Source organism: Massilia sp. UYP11 (genome assembly GCF_050434805.1).
In the GTDB taxonomy this organism is placed as follows: Bacteria; Pseudomonadota; Gammaproteobacteria; order Burkholderiales; family Burkholderiaceae_D; genus Telluria.
In genome coordinates this window covers 40,137-65,980 of record NZ_JBNDJE010000023.1, presented here as the reverse complement: position 1 = coordinate 65,980, position 25,844 = coordinate 40,137, and the positions used below count along the sequence as shown (strand labels likewise).

Genomic DNA, 25,844 nt, shown 5'->3' with positions numbered 1-25,844 from the left:
GCTGTCGGTAAAACGGGAGGTCTTCATGTAGAGCTTTCTGTATCTTAAGTAGAAAATTCTACTTCTGATCGCGCTCTTTTTGCGGGGGGATTACCGTAAGCCAACAGTATGCTCTCGGATGAAAGTTTCTCCAGAGAAAATCGCAGTGTAGTCTGACAAGTACTGCTTCAAAAGGTCGTTCGGCACTACGTTAGCTAGAAACTTCCCTTCAAAGTCCTCTGGTCTCATGTTTGCGGCTCTTAATCCACTGCCCCCCGCATGTACGTATCGAAAGTCCTGGTCAACTACAAACACAGCAGCATTCGGTATGTGTTCTGTGATTGCTTGGAAGAGTGTTAGTTCGCCTGGGATCATGGACGGTTCGGCCGCGTGCGGCTGTGTCATCCCTGTCAGTGCTGGCTTGTTCATTGGGATACCTGAAGTTGGTTCATGACGTACACACTTGGTATTATAACCGATCAGCAGGTGTATTGACACTCAAAAGTTGCCGATCACCAGTGCTACCGTTCTGCCGGCAACTGGCTCTCATAATTTCAAACACTTTAGACATTGAAGATGTCCAGTCTTCCAACGCTATAAAAGCTTGAAGGTCTCTACTTTTGCAAATTGGTTCGTTGACTTCTTTATTTCATTTGCTAGAGTATTTAGAATAAATTCTAGAAAATATGAAAACAATAAGAACAAAAAAAGAGAACTATTTAAGAGCAGTTCAGGCAGCGACAGCACGCGGAGGAAAGTGTCTCAGCAGTCACTACATAAATGCTGGTACCAAAATGTGTTGGCAATGCGCAGAAGGTCACAAATGGGAATGCTCATATACACATGTCGTAAATGACGGTAGATGGTGTCGCAAATGCTACAGTAAGAGCCGTTCCCTGCTAAATGGACTAGATGAGGCACAAGCATATGCAATCCGTAAAGGAGGATTATGCTTGAGTACAGAGTTCAACAGTACTAAAACGAAGCTACATTGGCGGTGTGGTAACAATCACGAGTGGCATAGCATATATGACGCAATCGTTAGAAAGGAAAACTGGTGCAAAGAATGCACAATTGACGGGCTTAGATTGTCTGACGGTCTTGAAAGAGCAAAAATGCATGCGCTCGCGAAAAACGGTATTTGCCTCAGCACTTCATATGTAAAGTGTGACGATAAGCTGTCTTGGCAATGCGCCAAAGGCCACACTTGGGACGCTAGCTATTCTAAAGTGGTTAGGGCTGGTCGATGGTGTGCGACGTGCTCAAGGACGAATAATCGATCTGAGAAGCGAGTCAGAATGATTTTGGAAACCTACTTTGGTTTCAGCTTACCTTCCGTTCGTCCAGATTGGAATCGTAACCCGCTTACTAACTTTACATTAGAACTTGATGGCTACAATGAGAGATTTAAGCTTGCATTTGAACACGATGGCGAGCATCACCACGGCGTAAGCAAGTCTAGACAATATGGACACCAGCGTGAGATCCAATATCGAGTTCAAGTTTATAAAGATTTCATCAAGAAGCGAAACTGCGTGCAACGAGGTATAACACTCATCAACATTCCCATAGTTGCAGAGCGACGACGCGAGGACTTCTTTATTGTTCTTCGCCATGTAATTTCATGCTGTTCGCCCCATGAAGCAATTCTTACCTTCACACTTTCCCAAATGCGGCATATGCGTCAAAAATTCTACTCATTTTGAAAAATGCCCCATCCGGGGCATTTTGCGTGTCACCTGGTAGAACCTTACTTCTTGATTCGCAGGTCTTCCAGCGTTCCGCCATTTTCAATCGTGTTGACCACAAATTTTGGTTGGCGACCACGGCCCGACCATGTTTGCGACTTGTCAGCCGGGTTCTGATATTGGGCCTCCACCTTCACACCAGTGCCACCCTTGGCTTTTCCAGCAGCTTTGCCGCCCGAACCACCAAGCAGAGCTTCCACGGACACACCCAAGCGTTGAGCGATTGCCTGGATCTCTTCACGAGCTTTCTTCAAGTCGCCACTCTGACGATCCTTGATTGCCTTCTCAATATCAAATTGCAGACCTTTAAGCTCAGCGAGGTTGTAACCAGACAGATCAATTTTCGACATTTGCATCTTTCACGTTGTTAGTTGAATTCGTAGGCGAATGATACGAGATAATATAGTTAAGCTGCAAGCTTCAACTTAGGCTTCTTCTTTGTCACTGCTGGAAGCAAACTAGTCTTCGCTTGGTATTTGGCAAATAAGAAGGCTACCCTGGTAGGATCGTCTTTACTTCCCTTGTAAGCGAACATGGCATCAACCGCGCGATCAAGCTTCTTGTGAGCTTCCATAAGCTCTGGCGGCATTGCAGTCGGATCGTACAATTCACCCAGCGTAGCATTAGGGTGTTTCTCTCGAGCCTTGAGAACCAAATTCCCGGCCGCAATGATAGCTTGCTCGTCCTTAGGATCTACCGTGTCAGGCCAAGGGAAGTTGTTGTAGACCGCTGGCGAATAGCTGTAATCACTCTTCATGCGACCCGCAACAACCCTCATCCAAGCATTATGCATTGTGCTGCACAAGACACCAAAGTGATACATCGTCCCTTCAGGAATGATCTGAAGTTTGTTGCTGGCAATCACTTCCTTAGGCAGGAATCCGATAGGGATGAATCTTCTGTTTTGCGAAGAAACCTCAGGCACGGCAAGGTAGTCAATGTCGGGCTGACGGTCTTGGGTGAACAGACTCGGCTTGTGCGCATATTCGTTCACGCTAGCGGTAGGACTCTTTAGGCGAGACTCTGTAACTTGCTTCACACGCTCATAGACAAGCGGCATGGCCTTGAGCGCCTTGGGAGCAATCCCCTTGAGCCACAAGCACCAGCGGCCATTCCCGTTGATGAGTTCGTCACTTCCGATATACGGATAGAGCCAGTCTTCGGCGCCCGGTTCTTCCGCTATCAACTCGTCTTTTTCCTCTTCAGTCAAGATCAAGTGACCGCCATCTGTCGGTTGGCTTCCCTTCCCCATTTTCGGCATACCTGGTGGAGCGCTGTTCCTGGATGGGAGCAAAATATCAGCCGCGTCAATCAGGTAGGGATTGATAGTCTTCGCAGGTATCAGGGTCGGCTCACCCTTGATATTGAACTCGTAATCATAGATAGCCCGCTTCGCAGGAGTGAAGAGCGACATTCCGACAATCACACAGTGAACCGCAGCTACACCCTTGCCTTCATTCTTCCACTGGAAGCTCCTGTGTGCGAACTTGATTTTCACACCTTGCGCGAGCATGTAGCTCCACAAAATTCCGACTTGCTCACCTTGGCAAATACTGTTCGTTGAAACGAGTGCAGTCTCGATTTCCTCGTTCTTCTTCATGTAGGCAACTGCTTTATTGTGCCAGCAAGTCACATAGTCTAGGCGACCAAAACGCCCATCCTTGCCCCATACAAGATCCATATCCTTAACCTGTTCAGGCGTGCGAACCTGATGCCCAATGAACGGAGGATTGCCAAGCACGTAGCTGCAATTGTCAGGGTGAAGAACGGTTTCCCACTCAGTGCGAAGCGAGTTGCCATGATAGATCGTTGCACTATCAATGAGAGGCACACTTGGACGAGTCTCACCAAAACGCGTTGCCGCCTCTGTGTTCAACTGGTGGTCGGTAATCCACATGGCTACCCTGGCGATATGAACGGCTGACTCATCGATCTCAATACCGTAGAACTGACTCACCTTTACGCGGCACAGAGTTGAGATGTCCAGCAGGCCACCGCCACCAGCATTCGTCAGGCCAATGTCGCTCATGGCCTCAATGGTATCCATCTCAAGCTGGCGAAGCTCTCGGAATGAAATCACAAGGAAGTTTCCGCAGCCGCAGGCAGGATCGAAGAACGTCAGTTCAGGGAGCTTGTCATAGAAGGCTTGGAGCAGCTTCTTGTTCTTCTTGATTTTTTCCAGTTCAGCGCGCAGGTCATCCATGAAGAGAGGATTAATCACACGAAGAATGTTGCGCTCGCTCGTGTAGTGGGCCCCAAATTCACGGCGTGACGCCTTCCTGTTAGAACTATCTGCACCGTCAGGACTATGCTCTTCCAAGACCCCTTGGAACATAGCACCGAAAATTGCAGGCGAGATCCCGCTCCAGTTGAGCGCAGCACACTCAATCAGGACCTTGCGTAAGTCAGTATCAAACGAGGGAATACGTGTGTTTTCTTCAAACAGGCGACCGTTGATGTAGGCGAACTGCATGAGCGCTTCATCAAGGTTGCTCTGACGGTCTTGGTCGGGGGTGTTAAGCACCTGGAAGAACTCGGAGAGCACACGGCCAACGTCGCTACCGTCTTCCTTCGTCGCTCGCACGAGCTTGAGGAACATGCCGTTGTCGCCAAAGATGTTCGTGTCGTCGGCAAACAGGCAGAAGAGCAAGCGAGTCAGGAAGACTTCAAGAGCACGCCCTTTGAAATTCTGTCGCAGCAGGGCTTCATGGAGCTTACTGATGGTGTACGCAGCTTTCCGGTCGGCATCAGACTCTTCAGTGACATCCACCACCTCACCGTCGACCAAGAACATGAACCAGTCAGCCTTCTTGGAAAGGTCGGAAAGCTTGCACTGACGGTAGCCCCCACCAGTTGCCAAGTCATAGACACGAATACGGGCGAAGTCGCTTGTAATGATGTAGCGAGGACGCTCGCCCTCCTTTAAGGCAAGGAAGTAGTCACTCGCCTGGTCAAACGCCTTGTCCAAGTCTCGCCCTGCACTCTTGTGCTCAACGATCAGCTTTCCGGGGATGAAGCTGTCAATGAATCCTGGTGCGCCACTGAGCTTCTTGACCGACTGTTCGTAAATCGTCGCGCTCTCCGCACGGATACCGAAGCACTCGTAAAACCGCAGCCAGAAGGTCTGGGATTGCCCCCGCTCGCTTTTCGCATCTCTTTGGAGCTTGGCAAAGGCTGTCAGTCGCCTACGAATTTCATTCTTAGTCAGGGTCATCAGGCATCTCAAGGTGTAGTTATCCTGACATTCTCCCTCGGCAACACTCGGCGGTCAACAACTGTCGGTTCTCTTTTCCCATCAACCGATATCCAATTGAATAATATTGATAACTTAACCTTGCTTTAACCTTGCTTTTTAATATATTTCTTTTATATTAATATTAACAAAACAAGGAAACAATCATGAATACTAAAAATGTCAGAATTAAAATCAACACAGGTAATACATATGAAGTCATAGAAGTATGCTTAGACTTCAGCGAAAGAAGCACACCTACTCTTTCAAGATTCTACGCGGACGGCGAATACTACTTTGTGCATGAATGGAAGAGACTTGACGGCACCATTGACGCATACAGTGCGTGCCTTAAAGAAGCGATTGAGAACGGATTAAACTAAGCACACCCTACTACTAAACAAAGGAAATCTATGAACACATTAATTATCACTGAACAGTCATTCAAGGAAGAAGCAATCACAAAGATTCAAGCAATCACTCACCGCAAGGAGTTTGACATTGTTGAATTCACAGTCAATGACTTCGTTTATCAAGTCATACACAGCAACCCGAAGTTCGGTGTTAATGGATCAAGAGAGTTGCACATCAACGCGACACATATTAATGAAGACGGATCAGGCGAGAGAGTTCTTCGTTCAGTGAAAACGGCGACCTTCACTTTTCAGAACAATGTTGAGATTGCACGCAAAGCCATTGATAATTTGTTTGGAAGAACCATAGCAATATCCGTTACAAACTGAACCACTCTAACCAATAATAATAAGGAGAACACTATGAAATATTACGAACACGAATTACTTTACGCATCAGAGTCAGGAACAGCTTACTTTTTCGTTGAAGTTCTTAACCAAAAAATTTTAGTGCAAATTAAAGACATGTGCACAAAGTTAGGCTTTAAGGATTACCTAGTGCATGGATACAGAACCAGCGTTGAAGACACCCACTTTCTAATGCTTGAACAAAGATTCTGAACGAATGCCCCTTTTGGGGCTTTTTCTTTTACAGATATCCATTTCTATCTAAACAATGTTCAAACCTTGACTTTCTATATCATTTCACTATATTAGTTTTATAACTAAAAGGAAATGACATGAAAAGAAAAATAATATGCGCAAGTTTGATTGCTTTATCTTCATTTGCAACAGCAGCAGACGTTACAGTAACTAATACAGGAACATTGAATATTGCCCCAACTTTTTGCGAGATGTCTTCAGCTACGAAAACCCCTAGCTGCACTATCAGCATTCAAGCAAGCCAAGGCTCCAAGGTAAGTACTCTTTTCTACTTGCGTCAGCCGTCCAGCCAGTATGAAGACACTACCAATATCTTAAGTGCCGACTTCTCAAGCAATACAAGAAATTTCACCACAAACCCTCTTTTTGCTGAATATGAAAAAGACGGCACAAAGCAGATTCGCCTTATCTACACTTCTAAGATTACCCCTGATATGGCTTCAGGTGAAATGTATGGTCGTTTGTTCATAAACGTTGAGAAGCCTGGTAGTTCACCCTTCATGTTCAATTTACCTGTCTACTTCACCACAGCTAAAAATCAAAAAGCTGAAGTGACAAGCGCAACAGTTGGCACCACTACTCGTTTTGACGGTAGAAGCTACCCTCGCCCTATGACAACCCTTACTGTTGTTAATAATGGAAGTGGAGTGTTTGCCATCAATGGTATTTCCTTCACCAAGAAAGCTACTGCGAGCGAGTATAGCTATGCAGACTTCCTACCACTTGACGGCAATGTTCTTCCACGCTCAAGAGACACTATTCTTATAACTGATGAGAAATTGGCTAAGCAGCTTCAGGAAGCCAAAGGGTCAACAATCATCTTGTCAAGCAAGCGTAAGACAGAATACGTTGAGGTAGCTATAGAAAAATGATTACTAGAATAAGAAAAACACCTCTAGTAATCATCTTAAGCAGTTTGTTCGCACTTCCAGCACAAGCACAAGCACAAGCACAAGATCCTACTTCAGTCAGCACTAACTTCTACAAGTTAGTCGTTGAAAACTCACGACACCAAGCTGAGGACTTAATTAGAATCTTCGTTGCGGGGAAAGATTACTTCATAGCTAAGGCAGATGCCGACGCCTTCAAGCTTGCGTACTCACCGAACGACATGACTACAATTTCTGGTGAGCTAGTCGTCAAGCTAAACAATTTAGGGTTAATTACTGACCAAGGAAGCGATCTTATTTTGCATGCTAATGCTCGCAATCTTGAGAGCATCAACTACAACTTCCAGAATAATGTTGTGCAGAGTCCTAAAGTCTATCTTGACTCTGCATTCATGAACTACAACTTTACCAGCGACAGCTACAGCAAGACCACTGCCCTTGCAGGTTCCTTCTACAAAACCTTCAGCAACGGCGTTCTCTACAACGTTGCCGCAAACTTGAGCACACAGAAGAGCAGCCTCGTCGACGTCTACCGAGAGCAGTATTTCAAAGACCGCATGACCACGGCCCGAGTTGGTTCAGGCTTCACAGGCACTAACAGCGTAACCAACCCTGTGAGCTTCTTCGGAGTCCAGTACCGCAAGGACACGAGCTTAGACAGCAACTACCTGGTAGCGCCCTACCTATCGATCGCTGGCACAGCCGAGGTCAAGTCAGTGGCCGAAATCTATGTCAACGACAGGTCAATGGGTAGCTTGGACGTAAGCCCTGGTCCCTACAGCTTCAGCAACTTAACTACCGGACAGACATCAAGCAATCAAGTGCGAGTCGTCATGAAGGACATCAACGGCTTGGTGCAGTCCCAAAGTGTCACCCTTGTTGGAGCACCCTTCAACCTTAGACGCGGCACAGACAATTTCAGTTTTGAAGCTGGACGACTACGCCACGGCTACGACAGTTTAGGCAGCTACTTCGCATCAGGCACCTATGCCTACGGCCTTACCGATCATGTCACCCTGGAAGGCCATGTAGAGGCTACCGCGGACCAAGCACGCGGCGCCGGCAGCGTGACCTATGCAATCCCGCTTGGCACCATCAAGTACGGTATCGCAGCAGGCAGAGGCGAATCCATGCAAAGGCTTCAGTACACCTATCAGAAGGGAGACCTCTACGGGACAGTCGCAGCCACCAAGTCCAACCGCTTTGCAATGTTTGGTAGTCCCGCCTACCTGGTGCAAGACCAGAAGATTGCTACAGCAGGCTACAGGTTCGGCTCAAGCTCTTTGTCAGGCAATGTCGTTCAATACGGCGCCGCCCCTACCCGCAGCTCTCTGAACTTCAACACCATCATCAACCGAGGCACCTTGAGTGTCGGGCTTACACGCGCGGCCGGAAAGTCAGGTATCGCCTTCATGTTCAACACGCCAGTTGGCAAGAGCGCATGGAGAAGCATGACTACCGCACAGCATGATGCGACAGGCACAGAGTTTCGCCAGTCAATCATCCGAGGGGGCAACAGCTACAACGATTGGAGCCTACAGGCGCAAGCCACGAAATCCTCGAGCGGTACAGGCGCCACGGCCACCTACCAGTATGCAGGGGAGAAAGCAGTTGCAACCGCCTACCTCACTACTGGACGAGGCCAAATGAGCATGTCAGGACGAGTGGAAGGCTCACTTGTATTTGACAAGGGAATTCATGCGAGCCGTCAGATCTTCCAAGGCTACACAGTCGTAGAGACTGGCACACCGGGTCTTCCTGTTGCCTTGAACAACATGAGAGTTGCGACCACAGGAAGCGACGGCATAGCGATTGTGCCAAACACGAGCACGACTACAGACAACCTTGTGAGTCTACCTGCGGATCTACTACCCGTTGAAATTCAGGTTGACGACTCTGTAGCGAAGGTCTCATCCCAAAAATTCTTCAAGTCCAGTGTTGTCTTCAAGGTCAAGAAGAGTCCAGTTGTCTTGCAGCCAGAAGTGGCAACCAAGGGCTTGAAGGAAGTTGAGATTGACGGCAAGAAGTTTGCAGTCATCCCCCAAGGCATCTTCTTTGACGACTATGAGCCTGGTAGAGCCTACGAGCTTCAGATCAAGACTTGCAAGATGAGATTTACCGTGAAGCACGATCCTTCACTAAACGAACAGATACCGCTTCATTGCGAAAAATAAAAAGGAAAATCTATGAAGACACTACTTACCGTATTACTTTTTTTTGTGACCATCAATGCTTGGGCTGTTGGTTCAAAAAACAACATTGGCTTCACACAATCAAGGTTCTACGACAGTCCAACATTTAGCTACCCAAACCCTTACAGTAGTGCAATTGGTATTAGCTTCACTCTTCCATCAGCGAACCCGACAAGTAAGCTCTTTATTAGAGAAGACATCATAGTAGCGAACGAAGATCCTAACCAGCTTGTACGGCTTTACGTTGACTCTGCCCTAACAATCCCATTGGCTTCTCAACCGATTGATGTCTCCAGCTTCGGTGACGAGCAAACTCGCACTGTTGAAGTCTATGCAAAATACTACAGCACGAGCGGAAATGCAGTCAGTCGCGCAGGTTCGTACAGCTTTCAAATTCCAATCTACGTGACCGACGCAACAGAAGAGTACGCGGCAACTATCGAGTTCTACCCTACCGTTGAAGGATCATGTGGCTTCTCTCAAGCGAGCTACAACGTGAGCACCAATGTTGGAATGAGTCAGGTTGCCAAGACTTCTACCAATGTCATCTATAACTGTTCTCCTGGACTTACACCGTCAATGACTTCAGACAGTGCAAGCTTCACTTCCGCTGAAGATAACGATATGACTATGCAGATTTTTAGCGACAACAGCTACAGCCGAAACATAGCAAACGAACCCTTGGAGCTACAAGCAGACGGCACAAACAAAAGCCAAACTTTGTACTTGCAACACTTTGAGAATGGAAGCCCGATTATTAGTAAAGCTGGAACATACAACTTTGCATCTGCAATCATCATCAACTTCTAAACAAAAATATTAATTATCAGCCGTTGACTTTACGAATTGTTTTTGTATTATTAGATAGAGTATGCGGTAAAGCATATGACAACCACAACAAAAGGAAAACTATGAATTTCAAAAAATTAAAAATCGCAGCTTTAGTTTCAAGCTTAGCTCTGTGCTCTTCATTCGCACAAGCAGGAACTGCTTATTCCACTATCAATGCAACAATGAATGTAGCAGGTACATGTTCATTCAATCAGCCAACCTACACATTGACTGTAAATGCAACAACTGGACAGAAGCCAACTGGCAATGTCCAAGTCTTTGTTCAATGCTCTACAGGACTAACAGCAACTCTTCAGCAAGGCTATGCTAGAGCTTACTCAGGTAGCGGACAAGTTGGAGAAATCGAAGCCGTAGCATACAGAGATTCAGGTAACACTCAACCTCTTAGCGGTAGCTCAATAAGTTTGACAGCAGACAACAACATGAATCCTTACACTATCTATTACATGTTCAGAGATTACCAATCCGAGGGGCCAATACAGAAGACAGGAACATTTGAAATTTCAATGCCAATGCAAGTTAATTTCTAATTACCTAGTGAAATATAAGAAGCTCGCCATGTGCGAGCTTTTATTTTATCTAAACAATGTAGAAACCTTGACTTTCTATATATTTTCAATATAACTAGATATATATACAAAGGAAAATAATCATGACAAAGATAGAAAACAAAAAAGAAAAGAATTGGACAATGATCGGTTGCGCAGGATTAGCAATCTGTGTAGTTGCCTACTCTTTAGCTTCCATGAAAGTTGCGGATATAACTGAAGACTACAGAAACGAACAAATCGCTCAATATGCTGAGATTAATTCTAAGCTACAAAAAAATGAATGTGACAGACCAATTGCAGCGTACTTAAACGAACTTAAACGAAGTGGAATTTCCGCAGACTTCAGAAACGAAATTGACATGGTAGATACAGCAACACGTGAACGTTGCTTAAAGGCTCAAACCACTATCAGTGAAAACAAGGACAAAATGAAGAATGCGGTTCATCTTAAGCCGTCATTCTCATACATCACACAACATTTTTTTGGATAACAAAACTATGGACTCATTACTATCAATTCTACTAAGCCGTTGGGTTCTAGCTGGAAGCGCTTTAGCATTCATGGCACCAGTCGTTCAACCTTTTGCAAAGCTAAGCATTCCTGAGAATGTTTCAGTCGTAGCATACATGACAAAGGACACTTCATTTAGAAGTGCAATGGCTGAGAGCCGTGAAGAGTCCAACAAGCTATTTATAAAGGCAAAAACGCATGCAGGTTCTGCACTTACAAAAACATTAAACAGTATTTAAAGGAGGCTATTACGAAACTACAACTTAAATTTAAAGAAAACGAACATGGGAAGTGGCAATACGAAGTCAAAGAGAATGGAAAACGAGTTCTAATATCGGGCAAGTTCGACAATCTCTCAGCAGCAAGACAAACTTACTTTAGACATCATAGTAGAAAGCCAGTTGAAAATGAAATTGAATACGTACCGTGCATCAAAAACAAACCAACTTATCAACTCTATCAAGGAAAAATATGATAAAACAAAAACAGATCTACACAGCAGTTGCAGCATTATTTTTAGCTAGTTCAGCATACGCACAGCAAATCAATATCGGCACAAGCCCAACAGATTTGCCAGTTGCTGGTGGCACAAGCACTATCGCTATCGGTGACTCAACCACAGTAGCTACAACACACCCTATTCCAGCTTCCATCGTTGGCACTTCAGGTGCAATCGCTATCGGTATGGATAAGACTAACGGAGCAGTAACAAAAGCTTCAAACGGCGGCGTAGCAATCGGCTTAGGCACAAAGGCAACAGGCATGCAAAGCTCAGTGGCAGTCGGAACTTATGCAGATGCCACAGGAAATTATGCAATAGCTATCGGTTCAAATGCTGAGGCTGGTGGATACTTAGGTACAGCTATCGGCCCTGGTGCGAAGGCCAACTTCTCAGAGAGCGTCGCACTAGGTGGATCATCTACCGCAGGCAGAGATAGAGAAGTGAGCGTGGGCGCACCTGGCTTCACCCGCTATGTGTCCAATGTCACAGCAGGAACAAAGGCGACTGACGCAACCAACCTTGCTCAAGTTCGTGGTATCGCATACGAGACTTTAGATTCAGCGAACCTTTACACTGACGAGAGCCTTGCAAACTACGATGTCCAGCAGAAGGCATATGTGAGCAGCGCAGTAGCGAGCGGAGTACAGCAAGCGAACGGCTACACGGATACACAGTTCGGCAGAGCAAAGAGCTACACAGACAGCAAATTTGAGCAGTCCAAGAGCCTAGCTTATGCAGGCGCCGCAATGGGAATGGCATCTTCAGCTTTGGTCTTTGACCCTACCAAGTCCAGACAGATAGCGGTAGGAGCAGCAACCGTTCATGGCAAGTCTTCAATCGCAGCAGGGGTAGCTTGGAAGGCAGGAAGAAGCTTGATCAACGTGAGAGCAGCCACAGGAAACAACGGCATGTCTGGTGTAGCTGGTGGAGCTTCCTGGTCCTGGTAACACCTCACCTGGTAGCACAATTGAGAGCCCCTTCATGGGGCTTTTTGCTTGCCCTTCAGCATTGAAGAACGAAGTACAATCGGTTGAATGATCATTGTCAGGAACGAACATGCATAGGCTTTATGAAATTGGATTTCAAAGAGCAGGACGATGGTTGCTCAAGGGTGACGACTTGGCTTTGGAGCTACTTAGTCTCATGGATCGTCAGAACGTCCTTTATGCCTTTGTCAGTGGGAAGACCGTCAAGTATGTAGGCAAGACGACACAGACCCTACAGCGTCGCATGTTTGGCTACCAGAAGCCCAACCAAGACCAGCGAACCAACTGGCGCAACCGCCTGGCGATTGTGGATCTTCTCAAGAGGGGCGAACCTGTAGAAATTCTTGCCCTGGCAGACAATGGCCTACTGCGCTACGGAAGCTTTCACCTGAACCTTGCAGCAGGACTGGAAGACAGCATCATCCAGACCTTGAAGCCCGAATGGAATGGTGGCCGCACGAGTACCGTGATCGAGACCCCGAGTGAGGCGAACCCACCAGACAGCAGCCTTGAAGCCAAGCTTGAGGCGCAAGTACAGGAAGTCGTCCAACATGCGAGCGAGCCAGTGCAGAGCGTAGAGAAGCCCTTCCCTACGATTGAGACCCGTGCGAAAGTAAGTCCGACGACGATGGCCAGCGAACCTAAGCCTGTGCTAAAGGAGCTTAGTGCGGCGCCGCACTTCATCCTGACCTTGCAGGACACCTATCACCGCAGGGGCTTTTTCAACGTGCCTGTCAACTGTGACAAGTACTTTGGCCGCGACGAACAGAGCATCACGATCTATTGTGGCCGCGAGAAGCTTGAGGTAATTGGAAAAATCAACAGGACTGCGAACACGAATGGAACCCCAAGGATCATGGGAGCAGTCCCACTGCGGGAGTGGTTCCAGAAGCGCCGTGTCATGAGCCCTCTCAAAATATCAATCGTTGACCCTACGACGATTCACATACACGAGAACTAGCCCTACCTGGTAGCGAGCCACACAAGCCCCTTCATGGGGCTTTTTACATTTCAAAACTCAACCTTAGATCTTCATCGCTTCTTCGTAGAGGTCAAAAATCTTGGGTACCAAGTTGTTGCTCACTCTCATCATCAATGCATTGACATCGTGTTCAACTTTTGACGATTCTTGAACCTCATCGAAGTCACGCATTAGCAAGAAAATCACCCCGTTCCTCCACAAGAATTCAATGATGTACCTGTGCTTTGACAGGTTCATTATTTTCTTCAGTGTCTGGAAATCCTCGTCTTTCTCAAAATCTCTCATCTTCTCAAGAAGCTGACCCGTAGAAGGCACGGCCTCAACCCCCTTCATGAAGTCTTTGCTCCATGCGCAATCCTGGTCGCGTAGAGGTTTGCCACCCTTCTGTAACGTATCCAAAATTGACGACTTCAAAGCAAAGGGAAACTGATCACAAATGATATGGATGTTGTGAAGGAAGCCCATGATATTAGCTTCGCATTTTACCCTATCACTGAAGCCGTTCTCATCCTTGTTAATCGACCAGCCGAGATACTTCTTACGCTGAGAAGTCGCCAAATACTGATTCCAGAAATATCCAGAATAAGTTTCTGCCCTGTTTAAAGAATTGACTACCAGACGAAGCTTTTGACTATGAATCTCCGAATGCTTCACCTTGTCCAATAACGGCCTCAAATCTAGACTTTGTTCTTCACTCACCGGCTACTCCCTCATATGTGATTGCCTGAATTCTAGCATGCCTAAATATGAAAGCATGAAGATATCCAATTCTCTCCAACACCTTGCTCAGCCGTTGACTCTTGAAGATTTTTCACTATGGTAAGTACACCACAGGAGTAATTATGAATAATAAAAACAAGACAGGACTTACAAGAAGCGAAAACGGAACCCGCTACTTTGCAATGAAGAAGGAAGCTGAAAAGAGTATTGACACATTGTTCAACCGAGAAAAGGAAGATCAGAGTGCGCTTGTGAAACGACATCTCAGACTTGGAACAGTTCGCATATCAATCTACAACAAGGTAACAAAGCAGGAAGTTGACGAGGTAGACATCACTACACCTTTCATTATCAACGCAAAGGTGTATGACTCAACAACCGGAAAATTTGTCCCCAACAATCATGTAGCAAGGTATATCCGCAACACCATGCCTACAAGCGACCAGACGCATTTAGACAAGCTTAAAGAACTTTGTGATTTATCAGGACTACATAATGAATACAAATTTTTTGAGACTCAATTTCTTCAATATAGAGACAACTCAACAGATTGGCATAGTGAATCCGAATGGAATTTAATCAGCAGAGGCGCACAACATAAGGAGATTAAACAAACATTCTTCAGCAAGATGGAAGCGAGATACGAAGCTTTGACCAGAACGAAGTTCAAGCTTAATGCCCACGTATTGTGTTACCTATCTATTTTTGAAGTCTATTCAAATGGGCAAAGAAAATACTGCACAGACGACTATAGATTGACTTCTGAACATATTCTTAACCAGGCTCTTAATTACTCTGGAACCTACCCTAAATTGTTCATCCGTTCAGTCGTCAAGCAGTCAGCATTAAAGAGAATTTTTGGGAAACAAGCTAAGTGGTCTGGATATACCGTAGACCTTTCTCAAACGTCGATCAACCAATACGAAGACGACGACTACAAAGAAGAAGATTTAAACGAATTACTTAACTACACCATCCTTCCTCGTATCCACACAGACTATTCCTGGTTGAACTCAATCCACCTTGAAAGCATTCCTTGCGCACTTTGGGTAGAACTCTTCAAGCTAAACAATGGCATTCCACCATTCCTCGTGCCTGACGATACCATTGATGACTTCACCGATGAGCAATTGAAGGAGATCGTCAAACACGCGCCAAGAATAATTCTTGCGTGGAACAAGCCCGAACTCTTCAACTTAGATGTAAAGCTACCGATTACTGAGGTGTATCCAGTTCTTTCACTTAAGCAGAAGTGCGACCAGCTTACACTAGTACACCTCGGCTTTGAAAACCGTCACCTTATTCCTGAGTCATTGACCTGTATTTCTTCGTTGGAAAAAGCAGTTGAATCCAGCACAGCGAATCTTTCCGAGATCTACCATTTATTAAGTGAAGAGCTTAGGATTAAACACTGGAAAGGATTCGCATGTCCCTATAATCTAGCCTTCATTCCTGACCACCGTTTAGTTGCGGCAGACTTTGAACATTTAGTCGTAAAAACGCTCTTTGAGTATGCCGTTTGGACTGATACAGAAATTCCTAAGTTGCGATTTGAGGAATTGCATCCGATTCTACGAAGAGATCCTGAGAAATTATTTAACACTATCGTTCACTTGTGCGAAATAGGATTTGACCCACAGCAGACCGTTGAGCCTCACTTCTACTGGAAAGACAGAATCGAGCAGATAGTTTTAGAAGAGTACGAAGACTTTAGAAATAAGTTAAGTTCTGAGGTACAAAATGCTATTGCTGATTGCGGTATGGTAGAAGGTTGCGTAATTAACATCAACCCTAAGCTTGCAGCAGAATTTAGAAAAATTCTCCACTACCATAAACTTCAAGCAAAGATTCCTCTAAAGACTGACATACCCAAGAAGAAGAACAAGATCTAACAACAAGCCCCTTCATGGGGCTTTTTCTTTATCTGATATCCACTTTATTAAAAACAATGACTTAACCTTGTTTTTACATTTTGTTTTGCTATAGTAATCTTATAACAACAAGAAAAGGTAAATCATGAAAACTCAAAAGGAATTGGCGATGGAAAAGTTTGGAGACTCTGAATACACAAGAAGGAAAATCTCAGAGAAGGATTTAGAAAGAGCTTGGATACTTATCACTGATGGAACCGACCCTGACTTGAAATATTGCTGCGACTGGAACTACAAAAATAGGGAGTATACATTTTATAAAGGCGACTTCAATTGCCCTAATTACCAAGTTTGCTTCAAGAAGAAAGGTGAAGCGTACTGGTTCTTGTTGAATACCTATGGATCAGCACATTCGACGAAAGAATTATCACCCGTTTAAAACGCCTGGACTAGCCCACCTTACGGGCTACACTTTTTATAAGGAAAATATATGCGCGAAATTAAAAACGATGTAGCAACCACCAGCCCTAAGAGCTTTGACCCCTGGAAGATCACAGCAATCATATGTGTCTTGCTTTCAGCTTACCTAATCATTTCACCACGCACGCCGGCCCCAAATTCACATCCCTCCAACTCTGTTGAAGTAGCTAAAGCTCACAGTCCAGACGAAGCGACCATGCAGGAAGCTAAGGCGACATACAAGCCCAAGAGCATTCGTGAGAACTTGGCACGAGCGAAAGAAATAGCTAAGGGCTTCAAAGAGCAACCTGGTGAAGAGCATATGGATCGCATGAAGCGTTTTAATGATTACGTTTTAGAAGAAACCAAGGAAGATGTAAAGGTTAAAAAATAATAACAGCAACCCACGGAGACAATTATGACAAAGAATGAAAAGGCAACAAATATCGGATACACACAACCTATTGCTACTGGCAAGACATTAACCTTACTTATGCCTGACCACAGCACACTCAATGATGAGGAGATAGACGACATCAAAGAATTCTTCAATCTCATTATGCGAAAAATGGATAGGCAGAGAGAGCGAAACAAGCCAGCAGAATGTGTTTTTAAGACTGTTTTCGATCCTAATATTTTGAATTCTGTAGAGACTGATACCCCAGAACAAGCACAGCTTAAAGAAAATCTTATGCACTTGTTCTACCAATACGAATATCAAAAAAAACATCTAGGACAAGAGCACATGCCATTTGCGAGTGACGAATATCAGCAGGTTATAACCGTAGATAACAGCGGCAGTCGTGGTGAGCAAGATGGACATACTAAGTAAAAGAAACGGAGAGTATATGGATAATGAAGAATGGGAAAAGAATGCAGCAAAATTGTTTGTAGCAAACTACGCAAAAAATATTTCAGAAAGACAGAAAAATGGTGGTAGCTATACAGCTAATGGAGCATCGCAATCTGAAGAAATTCTAGACAATTCGTTGACTAAAGACTTTTTGATTATCCTATTTCAAATTTCCGCAATTGTTTCTTCTTGCTTTTTCTTGACTCTAGAACAATCCGCTACGGCAACACTCATGATACTAGCTTCACTTCTTATTATGGCTTTCTTTAAGGTCAAGATTGAAAGCAAGGCTGTTTTAAACCTAATGGGATTACTGATCTTGCATGCTGTAGTTTTGTCTGTGGTTGGATGCGTACAAAGTAGTTCGGGAATGAATAAACCTGATACAAGGCAAGAATCAATGCAGTCAGCAGGAGTGTAATGAAAAGGATTTGCTCACCTCACGAGCACATAACAATAAAAATAACGGAGCACCACATGAATAATAATAAGAACAGATTTGCAGAGGATTGGGAAGATGGTTGGACAGGCACACACAAAGACATAGAAGAACTTCTTGGTATTTCTGATAAAGACGACTACGAGCCAACTATAGAGGAAACGAAATCAGAAGACGACGAATACCTATCCGAGATTCGTTCACTCTATCAAGATGATCACGGCTTATCCTATGCAGTCGTCTATGCCCAGCTTTTTCTTATTGAGCAGGAAGAAGCGATTGCTCCAGCAAGTGACAATTGGAGGTTTTCTTTCAATGCCCTTATATCTTCAGATACCATAATAAAGTTCTACAAAACAAGACGTGATTCACCAGAGTTTGTTAGAGCAAGAATCCGCGCTGTACTAGACTCAATCGGCTGGAACGAAACTGAATTCAAGCAGAGCGAAGAAGTTCTATACAAATATCTTTCGCTAGAATTGGCTTGCAGAAGATTCATTGCTAGTCTTCACAGCAAAAAGCTACTTGCCAGATTCGTTGAGGAATGCAAAGCAAACTATGACAATCTATCAAAACTTACCAAAGACCTAGACAGGGACACGATAGCAAAAGGGATCACAGCCGACATTTTCACAGGGGTAGTTGAAGAGAAATACGTTGAGTCACCACTTGGCGCCGCTAACAGAACACAAACAATCCAATGGGTAGCGAGCGAAATTCAAGACTGCGCGAAAGGTAAGGACAACAGCAGGTTCCTTGACAGGCTCTACAGCAACCGCTTCAAGGAGCGTCTTGAGGTTGACGAGGAAATCTATGCCCACTTGGAAGACCGCTTCCCTCACTTCTCGGAAGTCATCAGCTACTACAAGGCTCAGTTCAGGTTGAACTTGCTCACTGGCCGCGACTACATCCCACCTGTCCTTCTACTTGGCGCACCTGGTATCGGCAAGACCATTTTTGCCAAGGAGTTAGCCCATGCTCTACAGACCGGCTACACCTTCATTGACATGGCCTCCGCATCGGCAAGCTGGACACTTTCAGGACTAAGCTCTTCCTGGAACGGAGCCAAGGCTGGCAAGCTCGCGACCACCATGTTAGACAGCCCTACCGCCTCACCAGTCGTCGTCCTGGACGAGGTTGAGAAGTCAGGATCTAGCGCCCACGGCCAAGACTCAAGAACACCTCTTTACCAGCTACTTGAAGAAAACACGGCCAAAGCCTTCACAGACGAGTTTGTGGACTTTCCGGTCGATCTCTCAAGGATTATCTACATAGCGTGTGCGAACAGCACTGAGGGGCTTACAGAGCCGTTGCTAACCCGTTTCAAAATCATGGAGATTCGTGACCCTTCCGACCTTGAGCACGACATGATTGTGGACAGCATCTACCAGACACAGCTTGCAGGATCTAAAGCCTTTCCTTCCACCCTACCTGGTGAGATCAAAACTCTACTAAGGGGTATGTCATTGCGTGAAGCCAAGGTAATGATCAGTGACGCTATCGCCACTGCCCTACTTGAATTGACATTGAAAGAAGTGAAGGATCGAAGAATACTTTCAATCACGCTTCACCCTCACCACTTCAAGAAGAAGGCAGTTCAGAAGAAAAAAATAGGGTTCTAACTCGCAAATAAGAAACGCCCATGCGGGCTTTTTTTCTTACCTCATCAAAACCAAAACCTACTTTGAAGGCTTTCTCCCTCTTCGTCCTTTAGGACATCTAAACTTCGTGACAATAAAATTTCAACAAGTAAAAAAGCACGACGCCCTACGGGGCTTATTCCTTATTTATAAATATTGCAAAAAACCTTGCTTTAACCTTGCTTTTATCTTTTTTTCTATTATATTAATTCTACAACAAGAGAAAGAAAAATATGCAACTATCAAAACCTTTTGATTACATTAGCGACTATGCCCTAACAAATCGTTCAAAGCGTGAATTCGTCACTGACAAGAAAACAGGTTGTGTCTATCACGTGGCTTATCGATCAAAGAACCATGAAAAAAGAGTTCCTGGTAAAAGCCATCAGCCAAACACCGAGTACATGCGCTTAGAGATCGATCCCAACCTTTCCCCTAATTTCAGCATTGAAGAACTTGACCTAGTTTCAGGCCGAAGTATCACCTGCAACCTCACCGGCTTAGAACAGCCAAGCCGAGGCACTACGAAGCTAATCATGTCTGTCTTCTATATAGACGAGACTCAAAGCCTTCAGGAGAGCGTCAGGACCTTCTACATGGATAGTATCGGCGGCACTATCACAAAGCGCCTGGATCTTGCTTTAGACACCTTCAGGAAGGAAGCCAAGGCGACCATAGACGAGATCAACGGCAAGGGCTTCAGCAACAAGCGAACTGAGAAGGCGAGCTATTACGCTAGCTACTTTGCTTTGAGAGGTAAAAGCTTGGACTCCCGCAGGGACAAATGGGCACCAAAAATTTTGCATGACGTTTGGAGTAATTACGATGCGACGAGCTTGAACATCATGCTTTACCTCTTCTCAATGTTGAAGGGAGATTTCTTGGACACAGGCGGCAAGTTCATGTACGTCAGCGACCACTTTATTGAAGTGAGGCGCTACAACTGGCATCCGACGAAGCACCTCTACACAGAGCAGGAAATGGCTGAGCTTGATGCAGTAATGGAATACTACAGATTGAACAGAGAATACATACAAAACCTAGTGAACGATTGCAGTAAAGGTTCATACTTCGATCAGGATAAATTCAAAGCAAATGTAAAAATATCATTCTGTGAAGAGGTAGCTCAATGACCCGCGATGAGTACAAGGAAGGCTTTACACACTTTGCTGAGACAATGATTCGTATGTGGAAGAAAGGAGGCGATAGGGATAATCAAATTCTTCTTGCAATGACTCATGAGAACTTCCCTGAATATTTTGAGACCTACAAGCACATGTTCATCATGGGCTTCTCTACCCTGGACAACTTCTTGATTGCCCTACTTCGCAACTACATCATGGTTGAGATTGCATGTATCTCTCACGACGCTCCTAACGACAGGCGACATGAAGTAAGCGACATCTTCAATGAAATAATCACGGAGAACTTAGAGAAGTACAAGGGAATTCTCATGACACTACATGCTCCAACATATCGACAGATTGAAGAGCTACATAATAAACAGCTACGGTTCAACTAAGCTCCTTCGGGGGCTTTTTTTACGACAGAGAAGATATCGACTTTAAAATAAACCTTGCTTTAACCTTGTGTTTTAATTTCCTTTTGTTATCGTAATTTTATAACAACAAGAAAAGGAAGATATATGAGAACAGCAATTGCATACGTATCATTCACAAACGACGCAGAATTCTTTGAGCTAAGTCTTGAAGGATCATTGGAGCATCCATTTGACGATGGTTCAGCTTATATTAAAGCGAAGCTCGTTCGCATGGAGAAGGAATTTAAAGATGGTGAAGAGCCAAGCTTCATATATGTAGGTGACAAGACAGTTCACTTATCTAAGGCGCACATCGTCAGTATGGAGATTTGGCAAGAATCATAATAGGACTGGCCCACCTTGCGGGCTACAACAAAAACATCCCAACCTAAGGAGAATATATGACAATTCAAAGAATGACACAGAAACACAGCTTAGCCGAGCATGTACACTTTCAGGCTTACCTTTTCTTAGCAATCAACAATGCGGTTGAACGGCTGAACCAATCATTGCCCGATCCGATAGAAAATTTAGAACACAATATTGCGACCTGCAACCACCTTCAAGCACTGACCAATGCCCTGGTTGAGTCAAGCGAGTATGTGAAGAGCATCATCGAATCAATCACGAGCGAATCTGACTAATTCTCTTACAGTCACACAAATAGATTACCCCTCTTAAGGGGTATTCTTTCGCCTCAAGATAATGATATCCACTTGCAAAAACCTTGCTTTAACCTTGTGTTTTATTTTTCTTTTGTTATAGTAATTTTATAACGAGTAAAAAGGAATCAATCATGTACAAAAACTCCATTGCTGAAATACATTTTAATCATACAAAAAACGCAATCAATAATCTTGAGAGTGCTTTAGCAAGCATTGAACACTACAAGCAACAAATTTCATTAAGTCTTGCAATACTTAGAGATTTCAAAGTTGGCGATTCTGTTACAGATGTGCTTTCTGCAAAAGACTCCGAATTTCTTTATCATGCCAACTCGATAGGCAACGATTTCACTGAAGATGAAGAAGATAACGGAAATATTACACTTTCAACACTAGATCCGTTAGAAGACTTGGTTAATGAGTATAACAAAGCTGAATCCAACTGATATTGACAGCGACGATAAAGGCTTTACCCACCTTACGGGCTACACAACAACATCCCAACCAAAGGAGATCATTATGGAAGTTAAAAATAAAGAACAAAAAGTGAGCAATGTCGCGCATTCAAAGTACCACTTTGAAAATTTTGAAGACGCAATTAAGTCGCCTAAGTATACTTTCAAGATTCCTGACTGCGATGAGAATGGGGAAATTGACATGCATTTTGAATTAATTGAGGACGACACAGACAAGAATGAGAAAGATTAATCATAAGCCCCTGGAGGGCTTTTTTTTCGCCTCAACACAATGATATCCACTTTCACAAATAACCTTGCTCTAACCTTGTGTTTTGATTTCATTTTGTTATAGTAACTTTATAACAACAAGAAAAGGAATGTGCATGGAATCATTCATACTTTTAGATACAGAAACCACAGGGTTAGACGACACAGCAGAGATAGTGGAAATATCTATCATCGATCACTTGGGACATGTCTTACTTGACACCCTGGTTAAACCTACTAAGCCTATCCCCTCTTCCGCTACTGCCATTCATGGAATCACTGATGACATGGTAGCCAATGCACCAAGCTACGCCGACATACACAGCAAAGTTTTAGCTCTACTTGAGCAAGGCACCTGCTACATCTATAACAGCAGCTACGACACAAGAGTCATTAGGCAAACCGCAGCACTTCATGGACTGTCTTTTGACTCTTCAAAATATTCGTTCTGGTGCGTAATGGAGGACTATGCCCACGAGTTCAATCAAGGCTACTGGGAGAAGCTAGTCTATGCCTACAGTCATGCCCTGGATGTGACTAAGAACGAGCGAATCAGTTTGAAGGCTCATAGATCACTTGCAGACTGCTACATGACCCTTGAAGTAGTACATCTATTACAGAGTCACACCGAAACGTCTCCAAAGAGATAGGAAAATAATTTTTTGGACTTGCCCACCTTACGGGCCTCAACAATAAAAACAATAAAGAGGAACTTATGGAATATAGAAAAATTAGTGATTACGACACCAACATGTCAGGGTCGGAAGGCAACAGATATGAGTTGATAGGGTGCGAGATTTTGGCGCCAATAGATCAGGATGATCTTGCTAGTCTGATTTTAGAGCATCACGGCTACGATACCTTTGAAAGCTATCAAAGCAACGACTATGGCAGAGAATTTGAGTCCGAATACAATTCTTGGCCTGAAGTCTACAACGCAATTTTACAGGGAGACGCCGTGGATACGACTCAGCATATCCATGATGAAATTTTCTTGGCTCTTCATGCGAAAGGCGTAATTTCAAATTGTTGGGTATCTGATCTTAGATATTACCAATCAAAGTATGGCGACTATTACATAAGCAATGAGGCTCCGGTACGCCTGGTTGACGATGGAAAAAAATCGTATACAAAAAACGACCTGATACAAGAGCTTATGCGACAGGGAAAAATAGTAAAAATGGCAGAGAATTTTTACACAAAAACCTGAGTCATATAGGACTTGCCCACCTTACGGGCCTCAACAATAAAAACAATAAGGAATACCATGAACAACACGTTTAACACAGAGAACATCAAGAATGAGATAACAAGATGGGCGACAGTTAAGACACCTGCTCTCTATGACCACTTCTCTACTTACTTAGGAATACCAAGCAAGGAGATCAGGAAGCTTTTCATCGAAAGCCAAGAAATACAGGATCACATCAACCAGTATTTCCAGGAAGAAAAAATTCAGGAAAAGCTTGAGCGCGAGGAAAACCTTAAGAAGGACCTAGCCACCCTAGAAGCCCTTTTTAAAACAGCGGTCGAGAAAAAAAAGATTTTCCTCGTTAAGGCATTAGTGAAATCCACAGGGATTCCACGTTGCAATATTAAGACCTTTTCTAAGGAAAATTCTGAATTATGGGAGATGGTAGTTGGCCCTACAGCAATAGCCGAGCGAAAACGTATAAAGACCGAGAGAAAAGCCGCTATTGAAGCACGGCATGCCGAAAATAGACGCTTGAAGGCACTACGCAAAGCCGAACTGGATGCACTTGTAAAAGCTAGGAAGGAACAGAAGGAAGCAAAGGCAGCTTATCTACTTGTTGTGGCTGAACGAAAAGCACAGCTTGAAGAGCTTCAAGCACAAAAGAAAGCCGAACGAGAGATCATCCGTTTAGAGAAAATTCAGCAGCGTTATGAGACTTTTGGATCATACATTGGCAACGAGCTAAGATATGAGAAAGGTCGTTTAGTAAAGAAACTGGAGTTTTTCATATCGAACCTTGATTTGGTCAAGATTGGTTTTACTGGACATATAAACTTCATATTTGGCGATGACAATTGTTGCGGCATTTATGTTCAACACGAGGCTGATCACCTTGGAACGTTCCCTACCCGTATCAACAAAGACTTCCACAAATTTGAAATTACCTGGAACAAGCGAATTTGCGATGAGCCAGCCGAGCATACAAGGGCACCACTTCACCTTCATCTTGTAGAGACACCTCACAATAACGGTTTCTACTTTAAGATACCCGAGCGATTCTTCTTAGGCTACATACCTGATTGATTGAAGCCCCGAAAGGGGTTTTTCTTTCTCTAGCGCCGTTGACATTCATCTTAATTTTGCTATGTTTATTCAAACAACATAGAAGAGAAGAATGAATAGAAATACACTATATAAAAATATTGAACTAGGAATAGCAACTAACGGACTTGTTAAACCTAAAGCAAATTTAAAAGTATGCAAAGGACACCTTGCGAATTTCTTGAGCTTTGCTTGTTACAAGAAGAAGATGCTCAAAACAAAGGTGAAAACCTACTTTGCTGATTATGGTTATCCAGAAGAGTTCCTTCATGACTCACCGTCCGCTAATTGCCAGCAGTGCAGAGACAAATTAAATTTGCAAAGAAGTAGACGAAGGCAAAATGTTGAGAAATCAATTCGTCTACTTCAACAAACAAACAAAATTTTGAGTGAGGTTGAGAACGGAACCTTCAGGCGGCATGGCGGTAACAAGCTTGAAATCCGTTGGAAGCAACTAGCCGCAACATACATTAGAAGAGTTGGATTGCCAGCAGACACTCCGTTCATGGAGCGAATGAGGGCTTATTGTGATTACCGCGAGCAGAGAGTTGATGATAATTTTTATGGCTCAAGCAAATGGGTAAATCTTAGAACCCTCATCATCAGTGCCTACGGTTGCACATGCATGAAGTGTAAGCGCCCTGGTCTAGTCGGCTCCGAACTACACTGCGATCATATCCTTCCACGTTCCCTCTTCCCCGAACATGAGCTTGATGCAGACAACATGCAGATTCTTTGCCGTTCATGTAATAGCTCAAAATCTAACAGAAGACTTGTAGACTACAGACCTTCGGATTGGTGCTCAATATTAGAAAAGGTTCTTGTGGAAAAATAGTATCTTTTCTCATTCTTCATTATATAGATATCCATCTTAATAAAAACCTTGCTTTAACCTTGCTATTATGAAACCATGATGCTAATATAATATTATATAAACAAATGGAGATAATTATGATGACATATACACAGACATTAGAAAAGATAACTACAGACGAAAGATTTGCGAGCTTTCAGAACTTTGACCCTGAACTTCTTTACACTCTTGAGTATTTTAATGAAATTCCTGAAGATGTTATAAAGTATTGTTTTAAGTGGAGTGAAGATCAGACCGAGCCATACTTTGAAGATGTTCGTACCTATGTGGAAATCATGTCGTTGATACAATAAATAAAATGTAGTGCAAAGAGAAGCCCTT

The 25,844-nt window shown here is 44.1% G+C and carries 33 protein-coding genes; 29 read left to right on the top strand and 4 right to left on the bottom strand.

The window, feature by feature from the left end:
- Window positions 1–90: 90 nt before the first annotated feature.
- A complete protein-coding gene (locus ABIB38_RS21475) occupies window positions 91–354 on the bottom strand; it encodes a PAS domain-containing protein (RefSeq protein WP_429206734.1) in 264 nt (87 codons plus the stop codon).
- A gap of 923 nt (window positions 355–1,277) precedes the next feature.
- Here ABIB38_RS21475 and ABIB38_RS21470 point away from each other — a divergent pair.
- Window positions 1,278–1,685 carry a hypothetical protein gene (locus ABIB38_RS21470; RefSeq protein ID WP_429206731.1) on the top strand — a complete coding sequence of 136 codons (408 nt, stop codon included), beginning with the start codon at window positions 1,278–1,280 and terminating at the stop codon, window positions 1,683–1,685.
- A 44-nt stretch (window positions 1,686–1,729) separates the two neighbouring features.
- Here the strand turns inward: ABIB38_RS21470 and ABIB38_RS21465 are convergent, their stop codons facing one another.
- Both ABIB38_RS21465 and ABIB38_RS21460 read right to left on the bottom strand, forming a co-directional pair.
- Window positions 1,730–2,077 carry an H-NS family nucleoid-associated regulatory protein gene (locus tag ABIB38_RS21465; protein WP_429206730.1) on the bottom strand — a complete coding sequence of 116 codons (348 nt, stop codon included), beginning with the start codon at window positions 2,075–2,077 and terminating at the stop codon, window positions 1,730–1,732.
- A gap of 56 nt (window positions 2,078–2,133) precedes the next feature.
- Window positions 2,134–4,941: a class I SAM-dependent DNA methyltransferase gene (locus ABIB38_RS21460; protein ID WP_429206729.1), complete on the bottom strand. Its 2,808-nt coding sequence runs from the start codon at window positions 4,939–4,941 to the stop codon at window positions 2,134–2,136.
- A 185-nt stretch (window positions 4,942–5,126) separates the two neighbouring features.
- On the opposite strand from ABIB38_RS21460, the gene ABIB38_RS21455 reads away from it, so the two are divergent.
- From ABIB38_RS21455 to ABIB38_RS21405, 11 genes are all read left to right on the top strand, one after another.
- Window positions 5,127–5,342, top strand: coding sequence for a hypothetical protein (locus ABIB38_RS21455; RefSeq protein WP_429206728.1), 216 nt, complete (start codon window positions 5,127–5,129; stop codon window positions 5,340–5,342).
- Window positions 5,343–5,372: 30 nt separating this feature from the next.
- Window positions 5,373–5,702, top strand: coding sequence for a hypothetical protein (locus ABIB38_RS21450; protein ID WP_429206727.1), 330 nt, complete (start codon window positions 5,373–5,375; stop codon window positions 5,700–5,702).
- A gap of 33 nt (window positions 5,703–5,735) precedes the next feature.
- Window positions 5,736–5,933 carry a hypothetical protein gene (locus ABIB38_RS21445; protein ID WP_429206726.1) on the top strand — a complete coding sequence of 66 codons (198 nt, stop codon included), beginning with the start codon at window positions 5,736–5,738 and terminating at the stop codon, window positions 5,931–5,933.
- Between the two features lie 119 nt (window positions 5,934–6,052).
- Window positions 6,053–6,847 carry a hypothetical protein gene (locus ABIB38_RS21440; protein WP_429206725.1) on the top strand — a complete coding sequence of 265 codons (795 nt, stop codon included), beginning with the start codon at window positions 6,053–6,055 and terminating at the stop codon, window positions 6,845–6,847.
- Window positions 6,844–9,039 (top strand): fimbria/pilus outer membrane usher protein, encoded by a 2,196-nt coding sequence (locus ABIB38_RS21435; protein ID WP_429206724.1) that lies wholly within the window; start codon window positions 6,844–6,846, stop codon window positions 9,037–9,039. Before ABIB38_RS21440 ends, ABIB38_RS21435 begins: the two co-directional genes overlap by 4 nt.
- Before the next feature lie 12 nt (window positions 9,040–9,051).
- Window positions 9,052–9,867 (top strand): hypothetical protein, encoded by an 816-nt coding sequence (locus ABIB38_RS21430; RefSeq protein ID WP_429206723.1) that lies wholly within the window; start codon window positions 9,052–9,054, stop codon window positions 9,865–9,867.
- Between the two features lie 101 nt (window positions 9,868–9,968).
- Window positions 9,969–10,439: a hypothetical protein gene (locus tag ABIB38_RS21425; RefSeq protein ID WP_429206722.1), complete on the top strand. Its 471-nt coding sequence runs from the start codon at window positions 9,969–9,971 to the stop codon at window positions 10,437–10,439.
- 122 nt (window positions 10,440–10,561) lie between these two features.
- Complete coding sequence (locus ABIB38_RS21420) at window positions 10,562–10,951, top strand: hypothetical protein (RefSeq protein WP_429206721.1); 390 nt, start codon at window positions 10,562–10,564, stop codon at window positions 10,949–10,951.
- 7 nt (window positions 10,952–10,958) lie between these two features.
- Window positions 10,959–11,210 (top strand): hypothetical protein, encoded by a 252-nt coding sequence (locus tag ABIB38_RS21415; RefSeq protein WP_429206720.1) that lies wholly within the window; start codon window positions 10,959–10,961, stop codon window positions 11,208–11,210.
- 187 nt (window positions 11,211–11,397) lie between these two features.
- The gene (locus ABIB38_RS21410) at window positions 11,398–12,420 is read left to right on the top strand and encodes a hypothetical protein (RefSeq protein ID WP_429206719.1); all 1,023 of its coding nucleotides are present in this window, start codon (window positions 11,398–11,400) and stop codon (window positions 12,418–12,420) included.
- 109 nt (window positions 12,421–12,529) lie between these two features.
- Window positions 12,530–13,420 carry a GIY-YIG nuclease family protein gene (locus tag ABIB38_RS21405; RefSeq protein WP_429206718.1) on the top strand — a complete coding sequence of 297 codons (891 nt, stop codon included), beginning with the start codon at window positions 12,530–12,532 and terminating at the stop codon, window positions 13,418–13,420.
- 63 nt (window positions 13,421–13,483) lie between these two features.
- Here ABIB38_RS21405 and ABIB38_RS21400 read toward each other — a convergent pair whose 3' ends face one another.
- Window positions 13,484–14,140, bottom strand: a complete 657-nt coding sequence (locus tag ABIB38_RS21400; RefSeq protein WP_429206717.1) for a hypothetical protein — start codon at window positions 14,138–14,140, stop codon at window positions 13,484–13,486.
- 143 nt (window positions 14,141–14,283) lie between these two features.
- Between ABIB38_RS21400 and ABIB38_RS21395 the strand changes: the two genes are divergently transcribed.
- The 17 genes from ABIB38_RS21395 to ABIB38_RS21315 all read left to right on the top strand — a co-directional run bounded on the left by ABIB38_RS21395 (window position 14,284) and on the right by ABIB38_RS21315 (window position 25,816).
- Window positions 14,284–16,053 carry a hypothetical protein gene (locus ABIB38_RS21395; RefSeq protein ID WP_429206716.1) on the top strand — a complete coding sequence of 590 codons (1,770 nt, stop codon included), beginning with the start codon at window positions 14,284–14,286 and terminating at the stop codon, window positions 16,051–16,053.
- Between the two features lie 124 nt (window positions 16,054–16,177).
- Entirely contained in the window at window positions 16,178–16,471 is a 294-nt protein-coding gene (locus ABIB38_RS21390) for a hypothetical protein (RefSeq protein WP_429206715.1), read from the top strand.
- A 51-nt stretch (window positions 16,472–16,522) separates the two neighbouring features.
- Window positions 16,523–16,885: a hypothetical protein gene (locus ABIB38_RS21385; protein WP_429206714.1), complete on the top strand. Its 363-nt coding sequence runs from the start codon at window positions 16,523–16,525 to the stop codon at window positions 16,883–16,885.
- Between the two features lie 24 nt (window positions 16,886–16,909).
- Complete coding sequence (locus ABIB38_RS21380; protein ID WP_429206713.1) at window positions 16,910–17,323, top strand: hypothetical protein; 414 nt, start codon at window positions 16,910–16,912, stop codon at window positions 17,321–17,323.
- Between the two features lie 16 nt (window positions 17,324–17,339).
- On the top strand, window positions 17,340–17,765 hold the full coding sequence (locus tag ABIB38_RS21375; protein ID WP_429206712.1) for a hypothetical protein: 426 nt from the start codon (window positions 17,340–17,342) through the stop codon (window positions 17,763–17,765).
- 56 nt (window positions 17,766–17,821) lie between these two features.
- Window positions 17,822–19,405, top strand: coding sequence for an AAA family ATPase (locus ABIB38_RS21370; RefSeq protein ID WP_429206711.1), 1,584 nt, complete (start codon window positions 17,822–17,824; stop codon window positions 19,403–19,405).
- A 251-nt stretch (window positions 19,406–19,656) separates the two neighbouring features.
- Complete coding sequence (locus ABIB38_RS21365) at window positions 19,657–20,556, top strand: hypothetical protein (protein ID WP_429206710.1); 900 nt, start codon at window positions 19,657–19,659, stop codon at window positions 20,554–20,556.
- On the top strand, window positions 20,553–20,945 hold the full coding sequence (locus tag ABIB38_RS21360; RefSeq protein ID WP_429206709.1) for a hypothetical protein: 393 nt from the start codon (window positions 20,553–20,555) through the stop codon (window positions 20,943–20,945). The genes ABIB38_RS21365 and ABIB38_RS21360 overlap by 4 nt, the downstream gene beginning before the upstream one ends.
- Before the next feature lie 123 nt (window positions 20,946–21,068).
- Window positions 21,069–21,308 carry a hypothetical protein gene (locus ABIB38_RS21355; RefSeq protein ID WP_429206708.1) on the top strand — a complete coding sequence of 80 codons (240 nt, stop codon included), beginning with the start codon at window positions 21,069–21,071 and terminating at the stop codon, window positions 21,306–21,308.
- Window positions 21,309–21,364: 56 nt separating this feature from the next.
- Complete coding sequence (locus tag ABIB38_RS21350; RefSeq protein WP_429206707.1) at window positions 21,365–21,607, top strand: hypothetical protein; 243 nt, start codon at window positions 21,365–21,367, stop codon at window positions 21,605–21,607.
- Window positions 21,608–21,759: 152 nt separating this feature from the next.
- On the top strand, window positions 21,760–22,074 hold the full coding sequence (locus ABIB38_RS21345) for a hypothetical protein (RefSeq protein ID WP_429206706.1): 315 nt from the start codon (window positions 21,760–21,762) through the stop codon (window positions 22,072–22,074).
- A gap of 73 nt (window positions 22,075–22,147) precedes the next feature.
- On the top strand, window positions 22,148–22,336 hold the full coding sequence (locus ABIB38_RS21340) for a hypothetical protein (RefSeq protein WP_429206705.1): 189 nt from the start codon (window positions 22,148–22,150) through the stop codon (window positions 22,334–22,336).
- 133 nt (window positions 22,337–22,469) lie between these two features.
- A complete protein-coding gene (locus ABIB38_RS21335; RefSeq protein WP_429206704.1) occupies window positions 22,470–23,003 on the top strand; it encodes a 3'-5' exonuclease in 534 nt (177 codons plus the stop codon).
- A gap of 65 nt (window positions 23,004–23,068) precedes the next feature.
- Entirely contained in the window at window positions 23,069–23,563 is a 495-nt protein-coding gene (locus ABIB38_RS21330) for a hypothetical protein (protein ID WP_429206703.1), read from the top strand.
- Window positions 23,564–23,620: 57 nt separating this feature from the next.
- Entirely contained in the window at window positions 23,621–24,631 is a 1,011-nt protein-coding gene (locus ABIB38_RS21325) for a hypothetical protein (protein ID WP_429206702.1), read from the top strand.
- A gap of 91 nt (window positions 24,632–24,722) precedes the next feature.
- Window positions 24,723–25,484 (top strand): HNH endonuclease, encoded by a 762-nt coding sequence (locus ABIB38_RS21320; protein WP_429206701.1) that lies wholly within the window; start codon window positions 24,723–24,725, stop codon window positions 25,482–25,484.
- A 116-nt stretch (window positions 25,485–25,600) separates the two neighbouring features.
- Complete coding sequence (locus tag ABIB38_RS21315; RefSeq protein WP_429206700.1) at window positions 25,601–25,816, top strand: hypothetical protein; 216 nt, start codon at window positions 25,601–25,603, stop codon at window positions 25,814–25,816.
- Window positions 25,817–25,844 lie beyond the last annotated feature (28 nt).

Coding starts and splice junctions, on each gene's coding strand:
- ABIB38_RS21475 (WP_429206734.1), bottom strand. CDS start 354: ATGATCCCAGGCGAACTAACACTCTTCCAAGCAATCACAGAACACATA.
- ABIB38_RS21470 (WP_429206731.1), top strand. CDS start 1,278: ATGATTTTGGAAACCTACTTTGGTTTCAGCTTACCTTCCGTTCGTCCA.
- ABIB38_RS21465 (WP_429206730.1), bottom strand. CDS start 2,077: ATGTCGAAAATTGATCTGTCTGGTTACAACCTCGCTGAGCTTAAAGGT.
- ABIB38_RS21460 (WP_429206729.1), bottom strand. CDS start 4,941: ATGACCCTGACTAAGAATGAAATTCGTAGGCGACTGACAGCCTTTGCC.
- ABIB38_RS21455 (WP_429206728.1), top strand. CDS start 5,127: ATGAATACTAAAAATGTCAGAATTAAAATCAACACAGGTAATACATAT.
- ABIB38_RS21450 (WP_429206727.1), top strand. CDS start 5,373: ATGAACACATTAATTATCACTGAACAGTCATTCAAGGAAGAAGCAATC.
- ABIB38_RS21445 (WP_429206726.1), top strand. CDS start 5,736: ATGAAATATTACGAACACGAATTACTTTACGCATCAGAGTCAGGAACA.
- ABIB38_RS21440 (WP_429206725.1), top strand. CDS start 6,053: ATGAAAAGAAAAATAATATGCGCAAGTTTGATTGCTTTATCTTCATTT.
- ABIB38_RS21435 (WP_429206724.1), top strand. CDS start 6,844: ATGATTACTAGAATAAGAAAAACACCTCTAGTAATCATCTTAAGCAGT.
- ABIB38_RS21430 (WP_429206723.1), top strand. CDS start 9,052: ATGAAGACACTACTTACCGTATTACTTTTTTTTGTGACCATCAATGCT.
- ABIB38_RS21425 (WP_429206722.1), top strand. CDS start 9,969: ATGAATTTCAAAAAATTAAAAATCGCAGCTTTAGTTTCAAGCTTAGCT.
- ABIB38_RS21420 (WP_429206721.1), top strand. CDS start 10,562: ATGACAAAGATAGAAAACAAAAAAGAAAAGAATTGGACAATGATCGGT.
- ABIB38_RS21415 (WP_429206720.1), top strand. CDS start 10,959: ATGGACTCATTACTATCAATTCTACTAAGCCGTTGGGTTCTAGCTGGA.
- ABIB38_RS21405 (WP_429206718.1), top strand. CDS start 12,530: ATGCATAGGCTTTATGAAATTGGATTTCAAAGAGCAGGACGATGGTTG.
- ABIB38_RS21395 (WP_429206716.1), top strand. CDS start 14,284: ATGAATAATAAAAACAAGACAGGACTTACAAGAAGCGAAAACGGAACC.
- ABIB38_RS21390 (WP_429206715.1), top strand. CDS start 16,178: ATGAAAACTCAAAAGGAATTGGCGATGGAAAAGTTTGGAGACTCTGAA.
- ABIB38_RS21385 (WP_429206714.1), top strand. CDS start 16,523: ATGCGCGAAATTAAAAACGATGTAGCAACCACCAGCCCTAAGAGCTTT.
- ABIB38_RS21380 (WP_429206713.1), top strand. CDS start 16,910: ATGACAAAGAATGAAAAGGCAACAAATATCGGATACACACAACCTATT.
- ABIB38_RS21375 (WP_429206712.1), top strand. CDS start 17,340: ATGGATAATGAAGAATGGGAAAAGAATGCAGCAAAATTGTTTGTAGCA.
- ABIB38_RS21370 (WP_429206711.1), top strand. CDS start 17,822: ATGAATAATAATAAGAACAGATTTGCAGAGGATTGGGAAGATGGTTGG.
- ABIB38_RS21365 (WP_429206710.1), top strand. CDS start 19,657: ATGCAACTATCAAAACCTTTTGATTACATTAGCGACTATGCCCTAACA.
- ABIB38_RS21360 (WP_429206709.1), top strand. CDS start 20,553: ATGACCCGCGATGAGTACAAGGAAGGCTTTACACACTTTGCTGAGACA.
- ABIB38_RS21355 (WP_429206708.1), top strand. CDS start 21,069: ATGAGAACAGCAATTGCATACGTATCATTCACAAACGACGCAGAATTC.
- ABIB38_RS21350 (WP_429206707.1), top strand. CDS start 21,365: ATGACAATTCAAAGAATGACACAGAAACACAGCTTAGCCGAGCATGTA.
- ABIB38_RS21345 (WP_429206706.1), top strand. CDS start 21,760: ATGTACAAAAACTCCATTGCTGAAATACATTTTAATCATACAAAAAAC.
- ABIB38_RS21340 (WP_429206705.1), top strand. CDS start 22,148: ATGGAAGTTAAAAATAAAGAACAAAAAGTGAGCAATGTCGCGCATTCA.
- ABIB38_RS21335 (WP_429206704.1), top strand. CDS start 22,470: ATGGAATCATTCATACTTTTAGATACAGAAACCACAGGGTTAGACGAC.
- ABIB38_RS21330 (WP_429206703.1), top strand. CDS start 23,069: ATGGAATATAGAAAAATTAGTGATTACGACACCAACATGTCAGGGTCG.
- ABIB38_RS21325 (WP_429206702.1), top strand. CDS start 23,621: ATGAACAACACGTTTAACACAGAGAACATCAAGAATGAGATAACAAGA.
- ABIB38_RS21320 (WP_429206701.1), top strand. CDS start 24,723: ATGAATAGAAATACACTATATAAAAATATTGAACTAGGAATAGCAACT.
- ABIB38_RS21315 (WP_429206700.1), top strand. CDS start 25,601: ATGATGACATATACACAGACATTAGAAAAGATAACTACAGACGAAAGA.